The organism is [Clostridium] celerecrescens 18A (assembly GCF_002797975.1).
Classification (GTDB): domain Bacteria; phylum Bacillota; class Clostridia; order Lachnospirales; family Lachnospiraceae; genus Lacrimispora; species Lacrimispora celerecrescens.
The window spans coordinates 3,029,917-3,052,800 of the sequence record NZ_PGET01000001.1 but is presented as its reverse complement, the minus strand read 5'-3'; the positions used below and the strand labels follow the sequence as shown (position 1 = coordinate 3,052,800).

General features: G+C 45.3%; 20 protein-coding genes. 14 read left to right on the top strand and 6 right to left on the bottom strand.

Going from position 1 to position 22,884, the window contains the following annotated elements:
* Positions 1-46: 46 nt before the first annotated feature.
* The gene (locus tag H171_RS14040) at positions 47-2,296 is read left to right on the top strand and encodes a glycogen/starch/alpha-glucan phosphorylase (RefSeq protein ID WP_100305707.1); all 2,250 of its coding nucleotides are present in this window, start codon (positions 47-49) and stop codon (positions 2,294-2,296) included.
* Between the two features lie 120 nt (positions 2,297-2,416).
* Here the strand turns inward: H171_RS14040 and H171_RS14035 are convergent, their stop codons facing one another.
* The 6 genes from H171_RS14035 to H171_RS14010 all read right to left on the bottom strand — a co-directional run bounded on the left by H171_RS14035 (position 2,417) and on the right by H171_RS14010 (position 9,759).
* Positions 2,417-3,877, bottom strand: a complete 1,461-nt coding sequence (locus tag H171_RS14035; RefSeq protein WP_100305706.1) for a uracil-xanthine permease family protein — start codon at positions 3,875-3,877, stop codon at positions 2,417-2,419.
* A 218-nt stretch (positions 3,878-4,095) separates the two neighbouring features.
* On the bottom strand, positions 4,096-5,040 hold the full coding sequence (gene arcC / locus H171_RS14030; RefSeq protein WP_038283614.1) for a carbamate kinase: 945 nt from the start codon (positions 5,038-5,040) through the stop codon (positions 4,096-4,098).
* Between the two features lie 112 nt (positions 5,041-5,152).
* Positions 5,153-6,346 (bottom strand): knotted carbamoyltransferase YgeW, encoded by a 1,194-nt coding sequence (ygeW, locus tag H171_RS14025; RefSeq protein ID WP_038283613.1) that lies wholly within the window; start codon positions 6,344-6,346, stop codon positions 5,153-5,155.
* A gap of 186 nt (positions 6,347-6,532) precedes the next feature.
* Positions 6,533-7,843 (bottom strand): YgeY family selenium metabolism-linked hydrolase, encoded by a 1,311-nt coding sequence (locus tag H171_RS14020; protein ID WP_038283611.1) that lies wholly within the window; start codon positions 7,841-7,843, stop codon positions 6,533-6,535.
* 32 nt (positions 7,844-7,875) lie between these two features.
* Complete coding sequence (gene dpaL, locus H171_RS14015) at positions 7,876-9,081, bottom strand: diaminopropionate ammonia-lyase (RefSeq protein WP_100305705.1); 1,206 nt, start codon at positions 9,079-9,081, stop codon at positions 7,876-7,878.
* Between the two features lie 33 nt (positions 9,082-9,114).
* Positions 9,115-9,759: a helix-turn-helix transcriptional regulator gene (locus H171_RS14010; RefSeq protein WP_100305704.1), complete on the bottom strand. Its 645-nt coding sequence runs from the start codon at positions 9,757-9,759 to the stop codon at positions 9,115-9,117.
* A 330-nt stretch (positions 9,760-10,089) separates the two neighbouring features.
* Here H171_RS14010 and ssnA point away from each other — a divergent pair, with 330 nt between their 5' ends.
* The 13 genes from ssnA (at position 10,090) to H171_RS13945 (ending at position 22,842) form a co-directional block, all read left to right on the top strand.
* The gene (gene ssnA, locus H171_RS14005) at positions 10,090-11,424 is read left to right on the top strand and encodes a putative aminohydrolase SsnA (protein ID WP_100305703.1); all 1,335 of its coding nucleotides are present in this window, start codon (positions 10,090-10,092) and stop codon (positions 11,422-11,424) included.
* 108 nt (positions 11,425-11,532) lie between these two features.
* The gene (ygfK, locus tag H171_RS14000; RefSeq protein WP_100305702.1) at positions 11,533-14,523 is read left to right on the top strand and encodes a putative selenate reductase subunit YgfK; all 2,991 of its coding nucleotides are present in this window, start codon (positions 11,533-11,535) and stop codon (positions 14,521-14,523) included.
* 179 nt (positions 14,524-14,702) lie between these two features.
* The gene (gene hydA / locus H171_RS13995) at positions 14,703-16,079 is read left to right on the top strand and encodes a dihydropyrimidinase (RefSeq protein WP_100305701.1); all 1,377 of its coding nucleotides are present in this window, start codon (positions 14,703-14,705) and stop codon (positions 16,077-16,079) included.
* Complete coding sequence (gene yqeC, locus H171_RS13990; RefSeq protein WP_100305700.1) at positions 16,079-16,876, top strand: selenium cofactor biosynthesis protein YqeC; 798 nt, start codon at positions 16,079-16,081, stop codon at positions 16,874-16,876. The genes hydA and yqeC overlap by 1 nt, the downstream gene beginning before the upstream one ends.
* Before the next feature lie 12 nt (positions 16,877-16,888).
* Positions 16,889-17,248 (top strand): winged helix-turn-helix domain-containing protein, encoded by a 360-nt coding sequence (locus H171_RS13985; RefSeq protein WP_100305699.1) that lies wholly within the window; start codon positions 16,889-16,891, stop codon positions 17,246-17,248.
* Positions 17,249-17,382: 134 nt separating this feature from the next.
* Positions 17,383-18,417, top strand: coding sequence for a molybdopterin-binding protein (locus tag H171_RS13980; RefSeq protein ID WP_100305698.1), 1,035 nt, complete (start codon positions 17,383-17,385; stop codon positions 18,415-18,417).
* Between the two features lie 31 nt (positions 18,418-18,448).
* Complete coding sequence (gene moaC / locus H171_RS13975; protein ID WP_100307532.1) at positions 18,449-18,949, top strand: cyclic pyranopterin monophosphate synthase MoaC; 501 nt, start codon at positions 18,449-18,451, stop codon at positions 18,947-18,949.
* On the top strand, positions 18,946-19,914 hold the full coding sequence (gene moaA / locus H171_RS13970) for a GTP 3',8-cyclase MoaA (protein WP_100305697.1): 969 nt from the start codon (positions 18,946-18,948) through the stop codon (positions 19,912-19,914). Before moaC ends, moaA begins: the two co-directional genes overlap by 4 nt.
* Before the next feature lie 4 nt (positions 19,915-19,918).
* Positions 19,919-20,362, top strand: a complete 444-nt coding sequence (locus tag H171_RS13965; protein WP_100305696.1) for an MOSC domain-containing protein — start codon at positions 19,919-19,921, stop codon at positions 20,360-20,362.
* Positions 20,341-20,832 (top strand): MogA/MoaB family molybdenum cofactor biosynthesis protein, encoded by a 492-nt coding sequence (locus tag H171_RS13960; protein ID WP_100305695.1) that lies wholly within the window; start codon positions 20,341-20,343, stop codon positions 20,830-20,832. The genes H171_RS13965 and H171_RS13960 overlap by 22 nt, the downstream gene beginning before the upstream one ends.
* A 22-nt stretch (positions 20,833-20,854) precedes the next feature.
* On the top strand, positions 20,855-21,667 hold the full coding sequence (gene yqeB, locus H171_RS13955; protein ID WP_100305694.1) for a selenium-dependent molybdenum cofactor biosynthesis protein YqeB: 813 nt from the start codon (positions 20,855-20,857) through the stop codon (positions 21,665-21,667).
* A 22-nt stretch (positions 21,668-21,689) separates the two neighbouring features.
* Positions 21,690-22,265 (top strand): nucleotidyltransferase family protein, encoded by a 576-nt coding sequence (locus tag H171_RS13950; protein ID WP_100305693.1) that lies wholly within the window; start codon positions 21,690-21,692, stop codon positions 22,263-22,265.
* A 70-nt stretch (positions 22,266-22,335) separates the two neighbouring features.
* Entirely contained in the window at positions 22,336-22,842 is a 507-nt protein-coding gene (locus H171_RS13945; protein ID WP_100305692.1) for a flavin reductase family protein, read from the top strand.
* Positions 22,843-22,884: the final 42 nt, after the last annotated feature.

Here is a 22,884-nt window from a genome sequence, read left to right as displayed (position 1 = left end):
ATAATACAAGAGTAGTGGTATAGAATGTAAAAAAGGAGTGGATTTTATGAATCTTGAGCAACGGATTATTGAAATATACGATAAAGCGGTAAATCAGTGTACTAATAAGGAACTATATTCTGCATTGCTGAAAATCGTCCAGGAGGAAGCGGAAAAAAGACAGCAGGAGGAAGGAAAGAAAAAGGTATATTATATATCTGCGGAATTCTTAATCGGAAAACTGCTTTCCAATAACCTGATCAACCTTGGAATGTATGAGGAGGTCCGTAAACTCCTTATGAAGAACGGTAAAAATATTTGCGAGATCGAGGAAATAGAGCCAGAACCTTCTCTTGGAAACGGGGGACTGGGACGTCTGGCCGCCTGTTTTCTGGATTCTATGGCAACCCTTGGCCTAAACGGAGACGGAATTGGGCTTAATTATCATTTTGGTTTATTTAAGCAAACCTTTGAGGACCATCTCCAGGAGGAGAATCCCAATCCCTGGATTGAGGAGAATAGCTGGCTTACCCGGACAGAAGTCAGTTATCCAGTGACCTTTAAAGGGCTGAACGTTCGTTCCAGAATGTATAATATCGGGGTGACTGGCTATCAGGGAAGGACCAACCAGCTTCATCTATTTGATTTAGAGACCATTGATGAGGAGATCATACAAGATGGGATTTCCTTTGATAAAGAGAACATTAAAAAGAATCTGACCCTGTTTCTTTACCCGGATGACAGTGACGAGGCCGGAAGGAAGCTTCGCATTTACCAGCAGTATTTTATGGTCAGCAGCGCTGCCCAATATATTCTTGATGAGTGTATCAAAAAGGGCTGCAAACTTTATGATTTACCAGATTATGCAGTGATCCAAATCAACGATACCCATCCTTCCATGGTGATCCCGGAGCTGGTACGTCTTTTAACTCTGCGAGGGATTTCTTTTGAAGAGGCGGCGGAGATCGTCAGCAGGACCTGTGCTTACACCAATCATACCATTCTTGCGGAAGCCCTTGAAAAGTGGCCTATGGAATATTTAGAGGAGGCTGTGCCCCAACTGGTGCCTGTTATAAAGAAGCTGGATAAGCAAGCCCGCAACGTTCATCAGGATCCTTCTGTAGCGATCATTGATGAAAAGGATCTGGTGCACATGGCCCATATGGATATCCATTATGGCTTCAGCGTCAATGGAGTGGCCTACCTTCATACAGAGATCCTGAAAAAAAGTGAATTGAAGAAATTTTATGATATTTATCCAGAGAAGTTTTCCAATAAAACAAACGGGATTACCTTCCGCAGGTGGCTTCTCCATTGCAATCCTTTGCTTACACAGCTGATTACCTCCAGAATCGGAGAGGGGTATAAGAAAGACGCCATGGAGCTGGAAAAGCTGGCTGCGTTTGATGATGAAGCAACCTTAGAAGCAATCCTGGATATTAAAAAGCGGAATAAGACAGCATTAAAGGAATATCTTATGTTGACCCAGGGAGCGGATATTGATGAGAACTCCATTTATGATATTCAGATCAAGCGCCTCCATGAATATAAGAGACAGCAGATGAATGCCCTTTATGTGATTCATAAATATCTGGAGATAAAAAAAGGAAACTTACCGTCCACCCCGGTCACCGTGATTTTCGGTGCTAAGGCAGCCCCTGCCTATGTGATTGCAAAGGATATCATTCACTTGATCCTGTGTCTCCAGGAGCTGATAAACAATGATCCCCAGGTAAGTCCCTATTTAAAGGTAGTGATGGTGGAAAACTATAACGTATCCAAAGCAGAAAAGCTGATTCCTGCCTGTGATATCTCCCAGCAGATTTCCCTGGCATCCAAGGAGGCAAGTGGGACCGGCAACATGAAGTTCATGTTAAATGGTGCGGTGACTCTCGGAACGATGGATGGTGCCAATGTGGAGATCGCAGAGCTGGTGGGAAAGGAAAATATTTATATTTTCGGAGAATCCAGTGAAACGGTGATCCAGCATTATGTGAAAGCGGATTATGTGTCTAAGGAATATTACGAAACGGATGGGGAGATCCGGGAAGCTTTGGACTTTATGGTGGGAGAGGAGATGACTTCCATTGGACATAAGGAGAACTTAAAACGACTTTATGATGAGATTCTTAATAAGGACTGGTTCATGACCTTGCTTGATTACAGGGCATATGCGGCTTCCAGGGAAAGGATTTACAGGGATTATGAGGATTCTATGGTTTGGGCGAAAAAGATGCTAATAAATATCAGTAAGGCAGGGTATTTCTCTTCAGACAGGACCATTCTGGAGTATAACCGGGATATCTGGAAGCTGTAACATAACACCATTCTTCCGCGTAGATAGCAGGAAGTGATATAGAATGAGCGAACAAAAAATGCCCTTCCGCTAAAAGCTTTGGCTGAAAGCGGAAGGGCATTTTGTTATAATTTTGTTTAATTATGCTTCCTGCATAGCAGCTTTTGCTTTCTCTTTATCTTCTTTACTCATTGGGAAGCAAAGGCTTGCGCAGATTGATACGATACAGCATACAGCAGCTGGTGCGCTCGTTAATGGCGCAATAGCTTCTAATAAAGGCTGAATGAACGCTGGGAAGGTTTCCACGGCCAGACTCATGGAGGTAAGTCCAATACCAAATGACAGTGTAATACCGATAATGGTTACGTTTCTCTCGGAGAAACCTGCTTTGGCAATCATCTTAATACCATTTAATGTAATCATGGCAAATACAGAAATAATAGCGCCGCCCAAAACTGCATCAGGGATGGTTTGGAAAAGAGCTGCCAATTTCGGAATGAGTCCGCATAAAGCCAAGAATATAGCACCTACGGCAACGCACCATTTGTTTACGATTCTCGTCATGGAAATAATACCCGCATTCTGTCCAAACGCGGTGTTTGGCAGTGCGTTAAATACAGCTGCTAACATTGATCCGCCCGCATCTGCAAGGATGGCACCGGCTGTTTCTTCGGAGGTAGGTTCTCTGTCAAATGCTGCAATAGTGATACCGCCGGTGTTACCGATGGTTTCCAGTCCGGAAATAACATAAAACAGGGCAAAGTTTAAGATACCAGCTATGGAGAATTTGAGGCCGAAATAAAATGGCAATGGTACGGAGACAACTTTAGCAGCTGTAATCGGTGCAAAATTTACCATTCCTAAGGCAATAGACACCACATATCCGATAGCCAGTCCAAAAAGTAAAGCGGAATTCTTTACAATGCCTTTGCCATACTTTTGGAGCAATAATACAAGGACAAATACAAATAACGCCATGCCTACGTTTTTCATTGAACCAAATACGCCTGAAAATTGATATTTAGCCGGATTCTCGTTGTATGCCGCCAAATTAGCCGCAGCGTTTGAACCGCCGTTAAAATATCGTGCGCCAGCGCTTAATAAGTTTAATCCAATGGCAATGAGCGTTGTTCCCACCACGATTGGTGAAAACAGATTGGCAAGTTTCTTATAGAAGAATCCCATAAATACTTCAACAAGACCACCTACAAGTGAACAGCCAAGAACCAGCGCATAGATATCACGCGGATCGGTCAGTCCCATGGAAGGTGCGACTTGAGTGGCAACAATGGCAGCCACGGAAACAAATGCAAAGGACGTACCCATGACTATGGGTAGATTCGCTCCAATGCGGTAGCTCTTCCCGAGCTTGATCGGATACAGCTGAAACAAGGTGGTTACACCGGATACAACCATTGCGGAAGATAACATAACGGTCTTATCAGCTGGCTCTAACCCACAGATACCGGCAATGATAAGTATGGGTGCTAAATTGCCCGTAAACATGGCAAGTATATGCTGTAAACCTAGTGGGAATGCAGTTTTTAAACTTGGTCTGCCTTCCAGTTGATAGATCAGTTCTTTGTCGTTTTGCTTATTCAAAGATAGTCCCTCTCTTTTCTTAGATTTTCAAAGTCTTGTAGGGACTGTTCAGAAATAATTTGACAGTCCCCAGTCCCCCAATGGATTACAATACCCCTATTGTAATGACGTATCATGTATTCTATGATGGTCAACGACTTTGAATCTTGGTATTTTGCCTAATAGTAACGGTAATATTATACTATATTTTGCATAAAAATAAAAGAAAATTCATAATTTTACTTATGAATGTGAGTTCCGGTCTTCTCTAGGATTCCATCTTTAGCTTTCTCAAGCAAGGTGATGAGCGCTTTGCGCCCTTCCTTGGAATCTGCAAATTTCACGGCAGCCTGAACCTTTGGCAGCATGGAGCCAGGAGCGAAGTGTCCTTCTCCAATATACTTGCGGGCATCGTCTGTTGTGATATCGTCCAACCATTTCTCTTCCGGTTTACCGAAGTTTATTGCTACTTTCTCAACTGCTGTGAGGATGATTAAGAAGTCTGCATCCAGTTCCTCTGCCAGCAATTCACTTGCAAAATCTTTGTCAATAACTGCGCTTGCGCCTTTTAAATGATTTCCCTGAAGGGTAACGGGAATACCGCCGCCGCCGCAGGCAATAACCAGCTGTCCTGCTTCCACAAGGGAACGGATTGCGCCGATTTCAATGATTTCTGCAGGGCTTGGAGAAGCTACCACACGGCGGTATCCCCGTCCTGCATCTTCCTTTGTGATGTATCCGTACTTTTCTTCAGCCAGTTTTGCTTCCTCTGCTGTCATAAAATGACCGATTGGCTTGCTGGGGGAGTTAAAAGCAGGATCGTTTTCATCCACACGAACCTGTGTGATCATGGTGGTTACAGGAATGTTGTTCATGTTCCTGTTTACCAGCTCTTCTCTTAAAGCATTCTGTAAGTCATAGCCGATATAAGCCTGGCTCATGGCTACACAGACGGAAAGTGGAGTGTTTGGCTGTTTGGGATCTTCCCGTGTTAAAGCGCTCATTGCGTTGTTAATCATACCCACCTGTGGGCCATTGCCGTGAACCACTACTACTTCACAGCCTTCTTCGATCAAATCAACGATTGCTTTTGACGTGATCTTTACGGCAGCCATCTGCTCTGATAAAGTGTTACCTAAAGCATTGCCGCCTAACGCAATAACAATTCTTTTCTTCTTTTCCATTTTGCTATCCTCTTAGTGATTAAGAATTATTTAAAAGGCGCACCTGTATCCATTGGTAGGCTGCAGGTGCGCCTGATATTCTTAAATATGGAGCAGTTGCCCCAATGTGAAATTATTCAAAAATTCTTGGTGTTTTGCCAGATTCCAGCTTCTTTAAGATTTCCTGTGGATTCTCAAATTTGCTTAAGAAGATCATAGCAGCGATTACGTATGGCTTGTAGCTAGCTTCTTTGTATAACGGATCGCGGTAACGATCGAATACGGAAGCGACTACTTCACCATCCTTGCAGCTTACATCATTGATGTCAGCTGGTAAGCAGTGCATATAAAGAGCTTTGCCATCTTTTGTGGTCTTCATAAGCTCTTCTGTACAGCACCAGTCTTTGTGGCTTGCGTTCTGAGACAGTAATTCTTTCTCAAGAGCCTTGATGCCTTCTGAATCGCCTTCACCGTAAAGGTTGGTTCTCTTTTCCATAGCTGCAAATGGAGCCCAGCTCTTTGGATATACAACGTCAGCATCCTTGAATGCGTCAGCCATATCGTTGGATACACGGAAGGAACCGCCGGATTTTTCAGCGTTCTTCTTAGCAACTTCAACAACTTCAGGCATAACTTCGTAGCCTTCCGGATGAGCTAAAACAACTTCCATACCCATACGAGTCATTAAGCCGATGATTCCCTGAGGAACGGATAATGGCTTTCCGTAGGAAGGAGAGTAAGCCCATGTCATAGCCAGCTTTTTGCCCTTTAAGTTCTCGATGCCGCCCATCTCATGGATGATGTGAAGCATATCAGCCATACTCTGAGTTGGATGGTCAATGTCGCACTGTAAGTTTACTAAGGTTGGTCTCTGCTCTAAGATGCCGTCTTTATTTCCCTGGGTAACAGCGTCCATAAATTCATGCATGTAGGTATTTCCTTTGCCGATATACATATCATCGCGGATACCGATAACGTCTGCCATGAAGGAAACCATGTTAGCTGTTTCACGAACGGTCTCGCCGTGAGCTACCTGAGATTTGCCCTCGTCTAAATCCTGAACTTCCAGACCAAGTAAGTTACATGCGGAAGCGAAGGAGAAACGGGTACGTGTAGAGTTGTCACGGAATAAGGAAATTCCAAGACCGCTCTCGAATACTTTTGTGGAAATGTTGTTTTCTCTCATGAAACGAAGAGCATCAGCAACGGTCCAGACTGCTTCCAGTTCGTCGTCTGACTTTTCCCATGTTAAGAAGAAATCATTCTCATACATTTCCTTAAAGTTTAAGGAATTCAGTTTGTCAATGTAATCCTGTAAGGTTTTCATATTGTAGTTAGCCTCCTGAATATTATCTTGTTTTATAGTTATCTATCCTTCGTGCAGTTTGCCAGGCATTGATTGGGGAAGGAATGTTCGGCAGACTGCAAAAATGATTGTTAGGAGTGGCGGCAGGCTTAAAAAGCCTGCTGCCAGAATTATGGTAATAAAATGGTTGTCAAAAGCTTGTCTGAATTATTTGCAGTAAGCGCCTGGAAGTGCTGCATATACTGCTGCACATGTTACCAGATCCTGCTTCCAGGTCTTCTCGTTAGGAGCATGAGCCTGAGCTTCTGCGCCAGGTCCGAAGCCGATGCATGGGATTCCGTTACGGCCCATGATGGAAACGCCGTTTGTGGAGAAGGTCCACTTGTCGGTAAGAGGACGAGCGGTTCTCATAGCAACAGTTTCTTCAGCACCGATTCTTACGTCACCGTAAAGAGCCTTGTAAGATTCTTCCAGAGCTTTTGTAACATCGTGATCCTCCGGAATAACCCATGTTGGGAAGTAGCACTCGATCGGATAAACAAGTCCTGTGTAGGAAGGACGGGAATATTCGTACATGGAAACAGTAACGTCTTCGCCGTATTTCTTTACATTAGGAAGGTTACGGATTTCTTCTAAGCAGCTTTCCCATGTCTCGCCTGCGGTCATACGACGGTCTAAGGATACGGAACAGGAGTCAGCAACTGCACAGCGGCTTGGAGAAGTAAAGAAGATCTCGGAAGCAGTAACAGTACCGCGTCCTAAGAAGTTAGCTTCTTTCCACTCTTTGTTGTATTTCTCATCAAGCATTTTTACAAGGCCTTTGATTTCCTTGTCATCAGCAGCATCATTCTCGTTCAGAGAGCGAACGTTCTGAAGGATGTCAGCCATCTTGTAGATTGCGTTGTCACCGCGCTCTGGTGCGGAACCGTGGCAGGAAACACCTTTCACGTCAACACGGATTTCCATACGTCCTCTCTGTCCGCGGTAGATGCCGCCGTCAGTAGGCTCTGTGGAAACAACGAATTCAGGACGAACCTTATCTTCGTTGATGATGTACTGCCAGCAAAGACCATCACAGTCCTCTTCCTGAACAGTACCAACAACTAAAGCGGTAAACTTGTCATTTAAAAGACCTAAATCTTTCATGATCTTTGCGCCGTAAACTGCAGATACGATACCGCCGCACTGATCGGATACGCCGCGGCCGCCGATTTCTGTTTCGTTCTCATAGCCTTCGTATGGATCAAAGTTCCAGTTGTTCTTGTTGCCGATACCAACGGTATCGATGTGAGCGTCAAAGCCGATTAAAGTTTTGCCGGTTCCCATATAACCTAATACGTTACCCATGCCGTCGATTTCTACTTTGTCGAAACCTAACTTACGCATTTCTTCTGCGATACGGTCGATATGAGCCTTTTCATCACAACTCTCGCCTGGGAATTTAACGATTTCCCGTAAGAATTTTGTCATGTCGGCTTGATAATTCTGTGCTGCTTCTTTGATTTTGTTGTAATCCATTTTGTTTTCCTCCATATTTTTTATATAAGTTATTATCGTTCTTTTCCGTCCCAGACAATTGCTTTGTAACGTTCTGGATCGGTGTCACCCTCAGTAGAGAAGAGGAGAACTTTTGAATCCTTATTAAGTCCTAAATGCTCTTTTAACTCCTTATATTCATCAAGAAGCATGATGCAGGCAAGAACTCCGAAAGGAGCAGCGCCTGATTCACCGGAAGTTACCGGTGTATCACCTTTGATAGGAGCGGCAAGCATTCTCATGCCCTGGGCAGCTACCCAGTCGGGAGCAGATACAAAGGTATCTACGTGATTCTTTAAAATATCCCAGGAAATTGTGTTTGGCTCTCCGCAGGCAAGGCCGGCCATAATGGTCTGCATATCGCCGTCTACAATGCGGATCTCTCCGTCGCCGGCTTTTGCGCCCTTATAGAGACAGTCAGCCACATCAGCTTCCACAACAACAACCTTAGGAGGATTCTTAGGATAGCGGTTTGCAAAATATCCCTGAACAGCTCCTGCAAGAGAACCTACACCAGCCTGAACAAATACATGGGTCGGTCTGTCGCAGCCGTTTTCCTCAAGCTGCTCATTGGCTTCCAGTGCCATGGTTCCGTATCCCTGCATGATCCAGGCAGGAATCTCTTCGTAACCATCCCAGGCCGTATCCTGTACCACAACGCCGTTCTTTGTTTTAGAAGCAGCATCTGCAGCCATGCGGACACATTCGTCGTAGTTGACTTCTTCAATGGTAACAGTAGCGCCTTCTGCTTTAATATTGTTGAAACGGGTAATTGTAGAGCCCTTTGGCATATAGACTACAGATTTCTGGCCTAACCGGTTTGCTGCCCATGCAACACCACGTCCGTGATTTCCGTCAGTAGCGGTGAAGAAGGTTGCCTGGCCAAACTCTTCTCTTAATGCGTCAGATGTGAGTACGCTGTAAGGAAGATCAGAAACATCTTTTCCAGTCTGCTTTGCAATGTACTTTGCAATAGCAAAGGATCCGCCTAACACCTTGAATGCATTTAAGCCGAACCGGTAAGATTCGTCTTTCATGTAAACCTGGCCAAGACCTAAATAATCTGCCATGTGATCCAGCTTTACAAGAGGAGTCTTGCTGTACTGAGGAAAGCTTTCGTGGAATACTCTTGCCTTCTTGATTTCATCAGTGGCCATAACCGGTAAATTTTTATCATCGGTCTTTGGCATGGTGTTTACAACCCATTGGATTGGTTTCATGATTTTTCATTCTCCTTTTTTTTCATTAATATATTACTTTTCTTTATTTGTATCCATATAACTGTATAAAGTGAATTTGGATATGCCAAAATAATTGGAAACCTTGTCGCCTGATCTAGTAATAAGGAAAGCACCGGCATCATTTAAATACTGGATTGCTGCAACTTTGTCATCTTTGCTCATAAGAGCGACCGGTTTACCAACCAGGGCAACAGACTGTTCGATCAGTGCATCAAGTAAATCATTCACATTATGAGTGATTCTTTTTGGCTGCTTCTCATCGTCTCCTGTTTCCGAGGTGGAGAGAAGAGATTTTAAGGAATTGTCTATGGTAAGCAGTCCTGTGATATCATAATTAAGAGCCAGAATGTAATCAATGGTATTATTTATCCCTCTTATATACATGGTACTGGATTTTAAGATCCTGCCGTCATCGGTTCTTGTTAAATAGGATAAGCGGTCTTTTAAAAGATCCGGATTCTTTTTTAACGTTTCAAGAACGATTTCAGAGGGACCATCCCCCAGCTTTCTGTTGCTTACCTGGCCGTTCTCAATATAGACAATGGAACTCTCTATATCTTCTTTCCTAATGTCGTGGATAACTACTTCACAGTTGTTACCAAAATGAGTAGCAATTCCACTTGCGATTTGCGTTAACAGTTCAAGCTTTGTATCCATCGTTTGCCCTCCCCTCATCGGAACATCTTATACACTCATCATAGCATAAAAAATTAAAATTACAAGTGGTTTTCTAAAAATTTTTTAGGTTCGCTAAAATTTTTTTGTATTTTCACTTGCATTTCTTTATATGAAATGATACACTGTACCTAGTGAGGGATTTATGGTGTAATCTGTATAGAAAATGTCGAATTATAGGAGTGAGTATAAGCAGATTGCAAAAATTGAGTGCAGGCATAAGATTGGTTCTTATGTGAGGTTTGTACAGTTGAATATTTTAAGGTTTAACCTAAATTATGATTAGAAAATGGAAAAAAAGGAGATGGAAACATGCTGATTATCGGTAATGGAAGAATGATTACAAGAGACCCCGCGAATCCGTTTTTTGAGAATGGTGCAGTTGCAATGGAGGGGAACGTGATCCGCAAAGTTGGAACCACGGAAGACATGAAGAAGGCATACCCGGATGCGGAGTATATTGACGCAAAGGGCGGAGTTATCATGCCAGCCTTTATTAATGCCCACGAACATATTTACAGCTCTTTTGCCCGAGGCTTAAGCATTCATGGATATGATCCTCACGGATTCTTAGAGATCCTTGACGGAATGTGGTGGACCATTGACCGCAACCTCACTTTAGAAGAAACACGGTTAAGCGCCATGGCGACTTACATCGATTCCATTAAGAATGGTGTGACTACAACCTTCGACCATCACGCAAGCTTCGGTCATATTACGGATTCTCTGTTTAAGATTGAAGAGGCTGCAAAAGAGACCGGTGTCCGTTCCTGTCTGTGCTATGAGGTTTCTGACAGAGACGGCAAAGAGAAGGCAAAAGAAGCAGTTCTTGAGAATGAAGCATTTATTAAGCACGCTTTGGCAGATGACAGTGACATGATTGCAGGAATGATGGGTATGCATGCCCAGTTCACCATTTCTGATGAGACCATGGAGCTTGCAGCATCCCACAAGCCTGAAGGTGTCGGTTATCACATTCATGTGGCAGAGGGGATCGAAGATCTTCATGACTGCTTAAAGAAATACGGCAAACGAATCGTAGACCGTCTCATGGACTGCAATATCCTGGGAGAAAAGACCCTCCTTGGACACTGCATCTATATCAACCCTCATGAGATGCAGCTGATTAAGGATACGGATACCATGGTAGTTCACAATCCGGAATCCAACATGGGCAATGCATGCGGATGCCCTCCAACCATGGAACTGGTTCACAGAGGAATCTTAACAGGTCTTGGAACCGATGGTTACACTCACGACATGACAGAATCCTATAAAGTGGCCAATGTTCTGCACAAGCATCATTTATGCGATCCCAATGCTGCATGGGGCGAAGTTCCAAAGATGCTCTTTGAAGGAAATGCAAAGATTGCAGGCCGTTACTTTAAGAAACCTTTGGGCGTATTAAAAGAGGGCGCAGCAGCAGATGTGATCGTTACCGACTATATTCCGTTAACACCAATGAATGGGGATAACTGCAACAGCCATATCCTTTTCGGAATGACAGGACGCAGCGTGGTAACCACAGTAGGAAACGGAAAAGTGCTGATGAAGGATCGTATCCTTACAGCCATTGATGAGGAAAAGGTAATGGCAGACTGCAGACAAGCAGCAGCCGAACTTGCAAACCGGATTAATTCCAGGTAATACTACTTTCATAAAATCAAAAAAAAGAGTAATATATAAATATAGAATATACACTGTGGGCTGTCTGAGGAGAAAGAAAGCGGACAACCACGTTACAGGAGGTAAAACATGGGAGATAGAATGACCCCAATGCCCTTTGGGCAGTTAGTGGACTGGATCGTAAAAGAACAAGGAAAGAATGATACTGTTTTTGGTGTCTACAGACCTTATAAAGCAGACGAGAAAAACAACCGTAAAATATTCGGACGTAATTTGGAGACACCTATGGGACCGGCAGCCGGCCCTCATACCCAGCTCACACAGAATATTGTAGCTTCCTACTATGCCGGAAGCCGTTTCTTCGAACTAAAGACTGTTCAGATCTTAGACGGAGAAGATCTGCCTGTAAGCAAACCATGTATTAAGGCAGATGACGAGTGCTATAACTGTGAGTGGTCTACAGAACTTTATGTTCCGCAGGCTCAGGACGAATACATCAAGGCATGGATCCTGCTTCATATCATTGCAAAAGAATACGGACTTGGAGCAATGGATGGCTTCCAGTTCAACATGAGCGTTGGATATGATCTGGAAGGAATTAAATCCCCGAAGGTGAACTCCTTTATCGATAACATGAAGGATGCAAAAGATACAGAGATGTTTAAGGATTGCATAAAATATCTTTTCGATCATTTGGATCAGTTTAAGAACGTGACCAGAGAAGATATCGAAAGCATTCCTTCCGAAATCTGCAATTCCGTAACCCTTTCCACTCTTCACGGATGTCCTCCTCAGGAGATTCAGAGAATTGCTACTTACCTGATCGAGGAAAAGGGACTGAATACCTTCATTAAGTGCAACCCCACTCTTCTTGGATATGAATTTGCCAGAAAGACCATGGATGATATGGGATATGATTATGTATCATTCGGCGATTTCCACTTCCTTGATGACTTACAGTACGAGGATGCAATTCCCATGTTAAAGACCCTTATGACTTTGGCTGGGAAAAAGAACCTGGAATTCGGTGTTAAGATTACAAATACCTTCCCGGTTGATGTAAAGAATAAAGAGCTTCCAAGCGAAGAGATGTATATGTCCGGAAAGTCTTTATATCCTCTTTCCATTACTCTGGCAGCCAGACTGGCAAAGGAATTTGACGGAAAGTTAAGAATTTCCTTCTCAGGCGGTGCAGATTACCACAACATCAAGGCAATTGTAGATGCAGGAATCTGGCCTGTAACCGTGGCAACCACTCTTTTAAAGCCAGGCGGCTATCAGAGACTTTACCAGATCGCAGAGAAACTGGAAGGCGGTAAAGTGGAGTTTACAGGAGTGGATCCGGAAAAGACTGCGAAACTGGCAGCAGATGCAGTTCATGATCCTCATCACAAAAAGGCAGTAAAACCACTTCCTATCAGGAAGATGCCTAAGAGTGTGCCCCTAATTGACTGCTATGTGGCTCCATGTAAGGAAGGCTGCCCCATTCATCAGGATATCACCACCTATTTACAGCTTTCCGGTGCAGGCAAATACGAGGATGCGATGAAGGTAATCGCAGAAAAGAATCCGCTTCCATTCATAACCGGAACTATCTGTGCTCATAACTGTATGAGCAAGTGTAACCGGAACTATTATGAAGATCCGGTAAATATCCGCGGAGTTAAGCTTGTCTGTGCAGAAGGCGGCTATGATGCGTTCATGAAGGAAATCAAAGCAGGAGAACTGAAGGGCAAAAAGACAGCAGTAGTAGGCGGCGGCCCGGCTGGTCTTGCAGCAGCTTATTTCCTGACAAAGAACGGAATGCCTGCAACCATTTTTGAAAAGAGCGGCAGCCTGGGCGGCGTGGTAAAACATGTGATCCCTGGATTCCGTATTCCGGATGAGGCAATCGACAAGGATGCTGCCCTGTCTCTGGCCTATGGAGCTGAGTTAAGATTAAATGCAGAAGTGACAGATTTAGAAGCCTTAAAGAAGGAAGGATTTGATTATATTATCCTTGCGACAGGCGCGTCAAAACCAGGCGTATTAAAGCTTGAAGCAGGAGAAACCATAAATGCTTTAGATTTCCTGGCTCAATTTAAGGAGACCGACGGAAAATTAAACATCGGTAAAAATGTAGTGGTTATCGGCGGCGGCAATACTGCCATGGATACAGCCAGAGCGGTAAAGAGAACAGAAGGCGTGGAACACTCCTACCTGGTTTACCGTAGGACCAAGCGCTATATGCCTGCAGATGAGGAAGAATTAGAGATGGCATTGGAAGACGGCGTGGAATTCAAGGAACTGCTGTCTCCAGTAGAGCTTAAAAACGGTAAACTCCTTTGCAAAGTGATGAAGCTTGGTGATACCGATGCTACCGGCAGAAGAGGTATTGTAGAAACAGAAGAAACCGTGGAGATTCCTGCAGATACAGTGATCGCTGCAGTAGGCGAGCAGGTTCCTACAGAATTCTATGAAGCAAACGGCATTAACGTAAGCAACCGCGGCAAAGTCCTTGTAAACGAGGAAACATTAGAAACCAGCGCTGCAGGAGTTTATGTAGTAGGTGACGGACTCTATGGACCGGCTACAGTAGTAGAGGCTATGAGAGATGCCCGTGTGGCTGCTGAAGCAATTTTAGGCAAGAAGGCTGCTGTGGACTTTGATGATACAGTGGATCACTTAGATAAGATTTATGATAAGCGCGGTATCCTTGAAGGAACAAGGGATTATAAGGTAGAAGATGTAAGATGTCTTGGCTGCTCCAATGTCTGCGAAAACTGTGCTGAGGTCTGTCCAAACCGTGCGAACCTTGCACTGAATATTCCAGGCTTATCCATGCACCAGATCGTACACGTGGACTATATGTGCAACGAGTGCGGTAACTGTAAGAGCTTCTGTCCATATGACAGCGCTCCTTATCTGGATAAGTTTACTTTGTTCGCCAACGAGGCTGACATGGAAAACAGCAAAAATGAGGGCTTTGTTGTATTAGATAAAGAAGCAGCAGCCTGCAAAGTACGTTACCTTGGCAATATTCTCAATTGGAAAGCCGGTGAAAAGGACAGCGTGATTCCGGAAGGACTTAGAAAAGTTATGGAAACTGTCTGCAGTGACTATGACTATATCTTAGGATAAAAAGGTCCCGAAAGAAGCAAAAAGAATAAGTAGTTGTATTGGTAATGAATCGGCGCAGTCGGAGAATGAGTTTCTCCCTGCGCCTTTCAAGCTTTGAAAATGACTACAGCCAATACAAAAAATGAAAAGCAGGCCGAAAAACCGGCTGATACAGCTGAAAGAAAGGATGTAGATATTTTATGAAGATGCTATTAAAGGGTGGAACTGTAGTATCAGGAAGCGGCATAATCCAGGCGGATGTCCTTATGGATGAGGGAAAGATCCAGGCAGTGGAAGCAGGGATCCAGGCAGAAGAAGCGGAGGTTATTGATGTAACGGGAAAGCTTCTGTTCCCGGGCTTCATCGATGCACATACGCATTTTGATCTTCATGTGGCAGGTACCGTTACGGCAGATAATTTTGAAACGGGAACAAAAGCCGCTTTGTCTGGCGGAACTACGATGATCATTGATTTTGCCACCCAGTATCCGGGAGAGACCCTGGAAAAAGCGCTGGAAAACTGGCATAAAAAAGCAGATGGAAACGCATCCTGTGATTATGGTTTTCACCTGGCGATCTCCGACTGGAACCCTTCTATCAGCAAGGAGCTGGAAGAAATTGTTGCAGGCGGCGTAACCTCCTTTAAGCTATACATGACTTATGATGAGATGTACTTAAATGATAAGAAAATCTATCAGGTACTGAAGCGGCTGAAGGAAGTCGGCGGAATTGCCGGTATCCATTGTGAAAATATGGGACTCATAGAAGCGCTGGTGGAAGAAGAGAAAGCAAAAGGCAATTTGTCCGTCAGCACCCATAAAAAAACCAGACCGGCTGCAGTAGAGGCGGAAGCTATCGGCAGGTTGTTAAAAATTGCAGGCCTTGCGGATGCTCCGGTAATCATCGTCCATCTAAGTTCCGGTGAGGGTTATCAGGAGGTAAAATATGCACGGGAACGGGGCCAGGAGATTTATCTGGAGACTTGTCCCCAGTACCTGCTTCTTGATGAAAGTGTTTATGACCTTCCCGGCTTTGAGGGCAGCAAGTATGTGATTTCTCCTACCATTAAGAAAGAAAAGGACAGCACCAGACTGTGGAATGCCCTTCTAAAGAATCATATCCAGACCATAGCTACAGATCATTGCAGCTTTACCACCAGCCAGAAGGCGGCGGGAAAAGATGATTTTACTAAGATTCCGAACGGAATGCCAGGAGTGGAATCCCGTCCTGTCCTCATATACAGCTTCGGTGTGCTGGAGCATAACTTAAAGCTGGAGCAGATGTGCCGTGTGCTGTCAGAGAATCCGGCAAAGCTTTACGGTGTTTATCCCCAGAAAGGGGCCATTGCTCCCGGAAGCGATGGGGATATCGTGGTGTGGGATCCGGATATCCAGTGGACGATGTCTGTAGAAAACCAGGTGGCAAATGTGGATTATTGTCCTTTTGAAGGAACCTCTGTCAAGGGAAAAGCTGAGCTTGTATTCTTAAATGGCCGCCTGGCTGCAAAAGACGGTCAGGTCGTATTGGAGAAAACTGGTTCTTATGTTCCCAGAAAGAGGCGTATGGAGCTGTATTAATGGGATTAAAAAAAGTCTATACCTTAAATGCCTGTGGAGAAAAGCCGGCTGTTGCAAGGAGAGGTTCCCTGTGGGAAGCCCTGGGTTTACCACTTAAGGATCATATGGTCATTTGCTTTACCGGCGGAGGCGGTAAGACTACCACCATGTTTTCCCTGGCCGATGAACTTGCGGCCATGGGGAAGCGGGTGATAGTCACCACCAGTACCCATATCTTCTATCCTGAGAACCGGGAAGTAGTGCTGGCCGACCGGGCTGAAACCGTAAAAGATTACTTAAAGGACAGGAAAGAATGGTATTCAGGCCGTACAGGTCAGATCCTGGTAACAGGGCAGACAGCACTTCATGGGAAATTAAAAGGCATGGCGCCCCAGGAAATGGATCAGCTTTCATGCTTTTCCGATGTGCTTCTTGTAGAGGCAGACGGAGCAAAACGTCTGCCTCTGAAGATCCCAAGGGAAGGGGAGCCTGTTCTTTTAAAAGGAACCCATGGGGTGATTGGCTGCGCCGGCCTGGATGCCATTGGAAGCCTATGGGAAGAAACGTGCTTCCGGTGGGAGCTTGCTGAGGCCGTATTTGGCTGGAAGACGGAAAAAGAGCTTATAACCCCGGACCAGGCAGCCCGAATTCTTGTAAGCGCCCAGGGAACCAGAAAAGGAGCAGAATCTATGGATTACCGGATTTTGTTAAATAAAGCTGATAATGAAAACAGGCTGTCCGATGGGATCCGTGTCATGGAGTGCCTGGGAGAAGAATGGGCCGGGCGCTGTGTGATGACCAGCTTCTTTGCATCGTAGAAAAGGATCAAAATGAAAGAAATAAAAAAAGAGGAACGAGCGCTTAAGTATCATTTAAGACTCCGCGTTTACTATGAAGAGCGCAACTTTGGTCCTGGAGTAGCAGCTTTAATGAAGCTTGTAAGGGAGAGGGGCTCCCTCTCGGCTGCCTGCCAGGAACTGCATATGGCATATTCGAAAGCGTGGAAGATTATTAACAAGGCAGAAGCGGATCTGGGACTTTCATTGATGGAAGGAAGAAGAGGTGGGGAAAATGGGGGAACCACTGTTTTAACCGAAGAGGGTGAAAAATTTCTAAACCAGTATCTGGCTTTTTCAGAGGAAGCAGAAGCAGCAGTGGTAGAATTATTTTACAAATATTTTCCCGAATGATATAATAAAGGGATATGAAAAAATTTCTGCAAAGATGGATATTCTTACTTGAGAATAACATTATTTTATTAAACTCAGCCGCGCTGCGCCTGCGTTAATAAGTAAATTATGCCAAGAACGAAAGGAGAGGGAAAATGAAGGAGATCAAGACAGTAGATGCGGTAGGACAGGTTCTCTGCCATGATATGACTCAGATCATACCGGGAGTCATAAAGGATGCAAGATTCAGAAAAGGACATGTAGTGACAGAGGAGGATATTCCGGTGCTGCTGTCCATGGGAAAAGAACACATTTATGTTTGGGAAAAGGATGAGTCCCTATACCATGAAAATGAAGCTGCAGAAATCCTGTGCAGCCTATGCCTGGGTGACCATATGGAGCGCAGCGAGGTAAAGGAAGGTAAAATTGAATTGAAATCAACCGTCCGGGGCTTATTAAAGATAGATACCGGACTTCTAGATATAATAAACAGCTTAGGGAATATGATGATCGCTTCCAGACACCCCAATACTCCCGTGGAGCCTGGAGACAAGCTGTGCGGGACAAGAATTATTCCCCTTGTCATTGAAAAGGAAAAGATGGAAGAGGCCAGAGAAGTTTGCGCAGGTAAGAAGATCTTTGCCGTGCTGCCCTACCTGGATAAAAAGGTGGGAATCGTAACTACGGGAAGCGAAGTATTCCATGGAAGAATAAAGGATGCCTTTGGACCTGTATTAAAAGCAAAGGTGGAAGAACTGGGCGGCCAGATTCTTGGCCAGACAGTCACAGATGATAGGCCGGAGAATACCACGGATGCGATTCTTGACCTTATCCGTCAGGGGGCTGACATGGTGCTTGTCAGCGGTGGCATGAGCGTTGATCCGGATGACAAGACTCCTCTTGCTATCCGTAATACCGGTGCAGAGGTGATATCCTACGGCGCTCCGGTGCTTCCGGGAGCCATGTTCTTACTTTCCTACTACAGGCAGGATGGGAAAAATATTCCTATAGCCGGACTTCCCGGATGTGTCATGTATTCCAAGAGGACAGTATTTGATTTGGTGCTCCCAAGACTCATGGCGGATGATCCGGTGACAAAGGAAGACCTTGAAAAGCTGGGAAAGGGAGGGCTCTGCCTCTCCTGCGACGTATGCTATTATCCAAACTGCGGCTTCGGAAAGGGCTGGTAAGGCACTACAGAAGGAAAGGTTGAACGAAAATATGAATGGACTGACACATTTTGATGAACAGGGAAATGCCCGCATGGTAGATGTTGGAGAAAAGGCGGAGACAGACCGGATTGCCGTTGCCCATGGGTTTATTACGGTCAATCATGAGGTTTTTGAAGCCATTTCCCTTGGCACCGCGAAAAAAGGAGATGTTCTGGGAGTTGCCAGAGTGGCAGGTATTATGGGAGCGAAAAGAACTTCTGAACTGATCCCTTTATGTCATGGACTGATGCTTACAAAATGCGCGGTAGATTTTGTACTTCATGAGGAACGGCTTTCTGTAGAGGCGGTTTGTACGGTGAAAACCCAGGGAAAGACAGGCGTGGAGATGGAAGCTCTGACAGGGGTGAATATAGCACTGCTGACCATATATGACATGTGTAAAGCCATGGACCGGGGGATGATGATCAGAGATATCTGCCTCTTGAAAAAGGATGGCGGGAAAAGCGGACTTTATGAAAAGGACTCAGGCGGCAGGGGGAGCGGAATATGAAAGACAGCTGCAACAGAACCATTGATTATATCCGGGTATCCGTTACCGACCGGTGCAATTTAAGATGTCTCTACTGCATGCCGGAGGAGGGAATAGCCCCCCTGCGCCATGAGGACATCCTCACCTATCAGGAAATCGTGAGAATCTGTGAGGCCGGCGCCCGCCTTGGGATCCGTAAGGTCAAGGTAACCGGCGGGGAGCCTTTGGTGAGAAAGGGCATTGAGATCCTGATCAAAGAATTAGGGGAGATCCCGGGAATTGAAGATGTGACCATGACCACCAATGGCTGCCTGTTAAAGGAGAAGTCAGCGGCGCTAAAAGCTGCGGGTTTATCAAGCGTCAATGTAAGCCTGGATACTCTGGATCCCCGGCGGTTTGCCAGAATCACAAGAAGAGACTGCTTTGAATCCGTTATGGAAGGAATCCGCAGTGCATTGGCAGCGGGGCTCAAGGTAAAAATAAACTGTGCGGTCATGGAGGACTTAACAAAAGAAGAGGTACTGGCCTTTGCCCGTTTTTCCATGGAACGCAGGATCCCGGTCCGTTTTATCGAAATGATGCCCATTGGTCAGGGAAAAAACTACAAAGTACTGGAAAATGATGATCTGGCAGGGATCCTGTCAGAAGCCTTTGGTGAGCTTAAAGAAAGCCGCGAGGTGAAAGGCAACGGTCCTGCCGTTTATTATACATGGGGAGATGGAACTGGTTTTATCGGCTTTATCAGCGCCGTCAGTCACAAATTCTGCCATAACTGCAACCGGGTAAGGCTGACATCTGACGGATTTTTAAAGCTTTGTCTGGACAGTCCCGCAGGAGTGGATTTAAAAGGGCCTTTGCGGGAAGGAATTTCTGATGACTGTCTTTTTAATCTGATGAATCAGAGCATCCGGAACAAACCGGAGAGCCATCATTTTGAAGATGACCAGGGAAAAACAGGCCCAAACATGAACCAGATAGGAGGATAAGCAGATGGGAAAGGTAATGGCTGTCTGTATCAGCGAAAAAAAAGGAACCCAGAAATCCAGAGTGGATGAAGGGCATTTTATAGAAGAATTCGGAATAGAAGGGGATGCACATGCAGGCAAATGGCACCGGCAGGTAAGCCTGTTATCCTTTGATACCATAGAGGACTTTAAGGCCAGAGGTGCGGAGATCGGAAACGGTGCCTTTGGGGAAAATGTCATTGTCCAGGGAATTGATTTGATTCATCTTCCTGTCGGCACCAGGTTATCGTGCGGGGATATCCTTTTGGAGGTGACACAGATAGGAAAGGAATGTCACAGCCACTGCGAGATATACAAGAAAATGGGAGAATGCATCATGCCTACAAACGGAATCTTTACAAGGGTTCTTCATGGAGGACTCATGAAGGAAGGGGATGAAATTACGGTATGTACCGAGCAGGAATCGTAACCTTAAGTGATAAAGGAGCCGCCGGAGAACGGGAAGACGTAAGCGGCGCGGTCATAAGAGAGATATTGGAGAAGACAGGCTTTGAAGTGGTCAGCTATAAGCTCCTTGCCGATGAAGGAGAGGACTTAAAAGAGGAGCTCATGCGCTTAAGCGATGAGGTGGAATGCGATCTGGTTCTGACCACCGGCGGAACCGGCTTTTCTCCCAGGGATGTGACCCCGGAGGCCACTTTGGCTGTTGCGGACCGCAATGCACCGGGAATTGCCGAGGCCATACGGGCTTACAGCATGACTGTAACCAAGCGGGCCATGTTAAGCAGGGGCGCCAGTGTCATCCGGGGATCGACCCTTATCATCAACCTTCCGGGAAGTCCTAAGGCGGTGAGAGAGAGTCTGGAATATATTCTGGATATTCTTTTCCACGGTCTGGAAATCCTGTCAGGTAGAGGCGGAGAATGCGCCAGAAAATAAACAAAAAGTTCAGGAGATTATAATGAAGGTACTAATAAAAGGAGCCGGTGATCTGGCAACAGGCATTGGCTGCCGGCTGCATCGCTGCGGCTTTGACCTGGTCATGACAGATATCGCCGTTCCCACCACAGTGCGGCGGACGGTGGCCTTTTCAAGGGCAGTCTATGAGGGACAGGCAAAGGTGGAGGACGTCACAGGAGTTTTATGCCGCAGTCTGGAGGAAATCCAAGAGGCCATAGCAGGGGATCAGGTTGCAGTTGTGGTCGATGAGGAATGCAAGATCCGGGAAACCTGGAAGCCGGATGTGGTGGTAGATGCCATTATTGCTAAAAAGAATCTGGGAACCAGGATAACGGACGCAGATGTTGTAGTAGGTATTGGCCCCGGGTTTACGGCAGGGCTTGACTGCCATGTGGTGGTGGAGACAAAAAGAGGCCATAACCTGGGCCGCTGTATCTGGGAGGGTAGCGCATTTCCCAACACTGGAGTACCAGGCATGATCGGCGGTTATGATAAAGAACGGATTATCCGTGCAACGTCTGACGGAACCTTTAAAGGTCAGGTCATGATCGGCGATCTGGTTGAAAAAGGCGATTTGGTGGGTTATTCTGGAGATGCACCCATATATGCCCAGGTGGGAGGCGTTGTCAGAGGGCTGCTTCAGGATGGTGTAACAGTGAAAATGGGAATGAAGTCAGGAGATGTTGACCCCAGGGGAAACGTTGAAAACTGCTATACAATCTCAGACAAGGCGTCCTCCATAGGAGGAGGCGTCCTTGAGGCGATTTTAAGCATGGAAAAGAAAAAAGGGGCGGCGGAAAAAGCAGAAAAGTAATGAAAAGAGGAGGTTTGATGGCATGAAACTGGCACTTATCCTTCTGGCAGCAGGTGACAGCCGTAGATTTAACGGCAATAAGCTGCTTCATGAATTCAAGGGGAAACCCATGTACCAATACATTTTAGAGGAAGTGGAAAAGCTTCCGGATGGCATCTTTGACAGGAAAGTGGTTGTTACCCAGTACCAGGAAATCATGGACTGCATGAACAATTATGGCTATGAGGTAGTGGTAAATGAGGAAAGCAGCCTTGGTATCTCCCATTCCATTCATCTGGCGTTGGAAGTGCTGAAAAATGAAGAAACGGATTATTGCTTTGCGGTCTGTGACCAGCCATATTTAAAGGCAGCTACCATAAGAGATCTGGTAAATGGCTGGAAAAACAGCGGAAAGGGAATTGGCTGTCTGTGCAACATGGGCGCTTTGGGAAACCCGGCCATCTTTTCCAGAAGCTACTTAAAGGAGCTTCTGAAATTAGAGGGAGATGTGGGAGGAAAGCGGGTTATCCGGAGACATATTGAAGATTTGTACCTTCACGAGGTGCCGGATGGCCTGGAACTGGTGGATATTGATGTGCGGAAAAATTCCGAATCCTGATCTTCAGATAAATTTGTTATATAATATGAGAATATATAATAAATAAATATTAAAAGTATGGAGGTATTACATGTTAAAACCAGTTGATTTAAAACAGATATCCATGGATCCATTCACAATGATAGGAAAAGAGTGGATGCTGGTTTCCGCCGGCAGTGACGAAACGTACAATATGATGACAGCCAGCTGGGGAGGGCTTGGAATCATGTGGAATAAGAGCGTATCTACCATTGTGCTCCGTCCCCAGAGATATACCCTGGAATTTATTGACCAGAGCGAGTATTACGCCTTAAGCTTTTTCGGTGATAATTGCAGATCCGCTTTAAATTACTGCGGTGCCCATTCCGGACGTGATGTGGATAAGGAGAAAGAGACTGGACTTACCCCTGTCTTTGACGCAGAGGCGCCTTATTTTTCAGAAGCAAGACTGGTGTTTATCTGCCGCAAGCTTTATAAGCAGAGGATCGATCCCAAGGGCTTTTTTGATCCGGCCATCGATAAGCAAAATTATCCGAATAAGGATTACCATGATACGATCATAGGAGAAATTGTAAAAGTATTAAAGGCAGATGAATAATCCGCTTGGGTAAATAAAATACTGTTAAAGCCATAAAAAGGA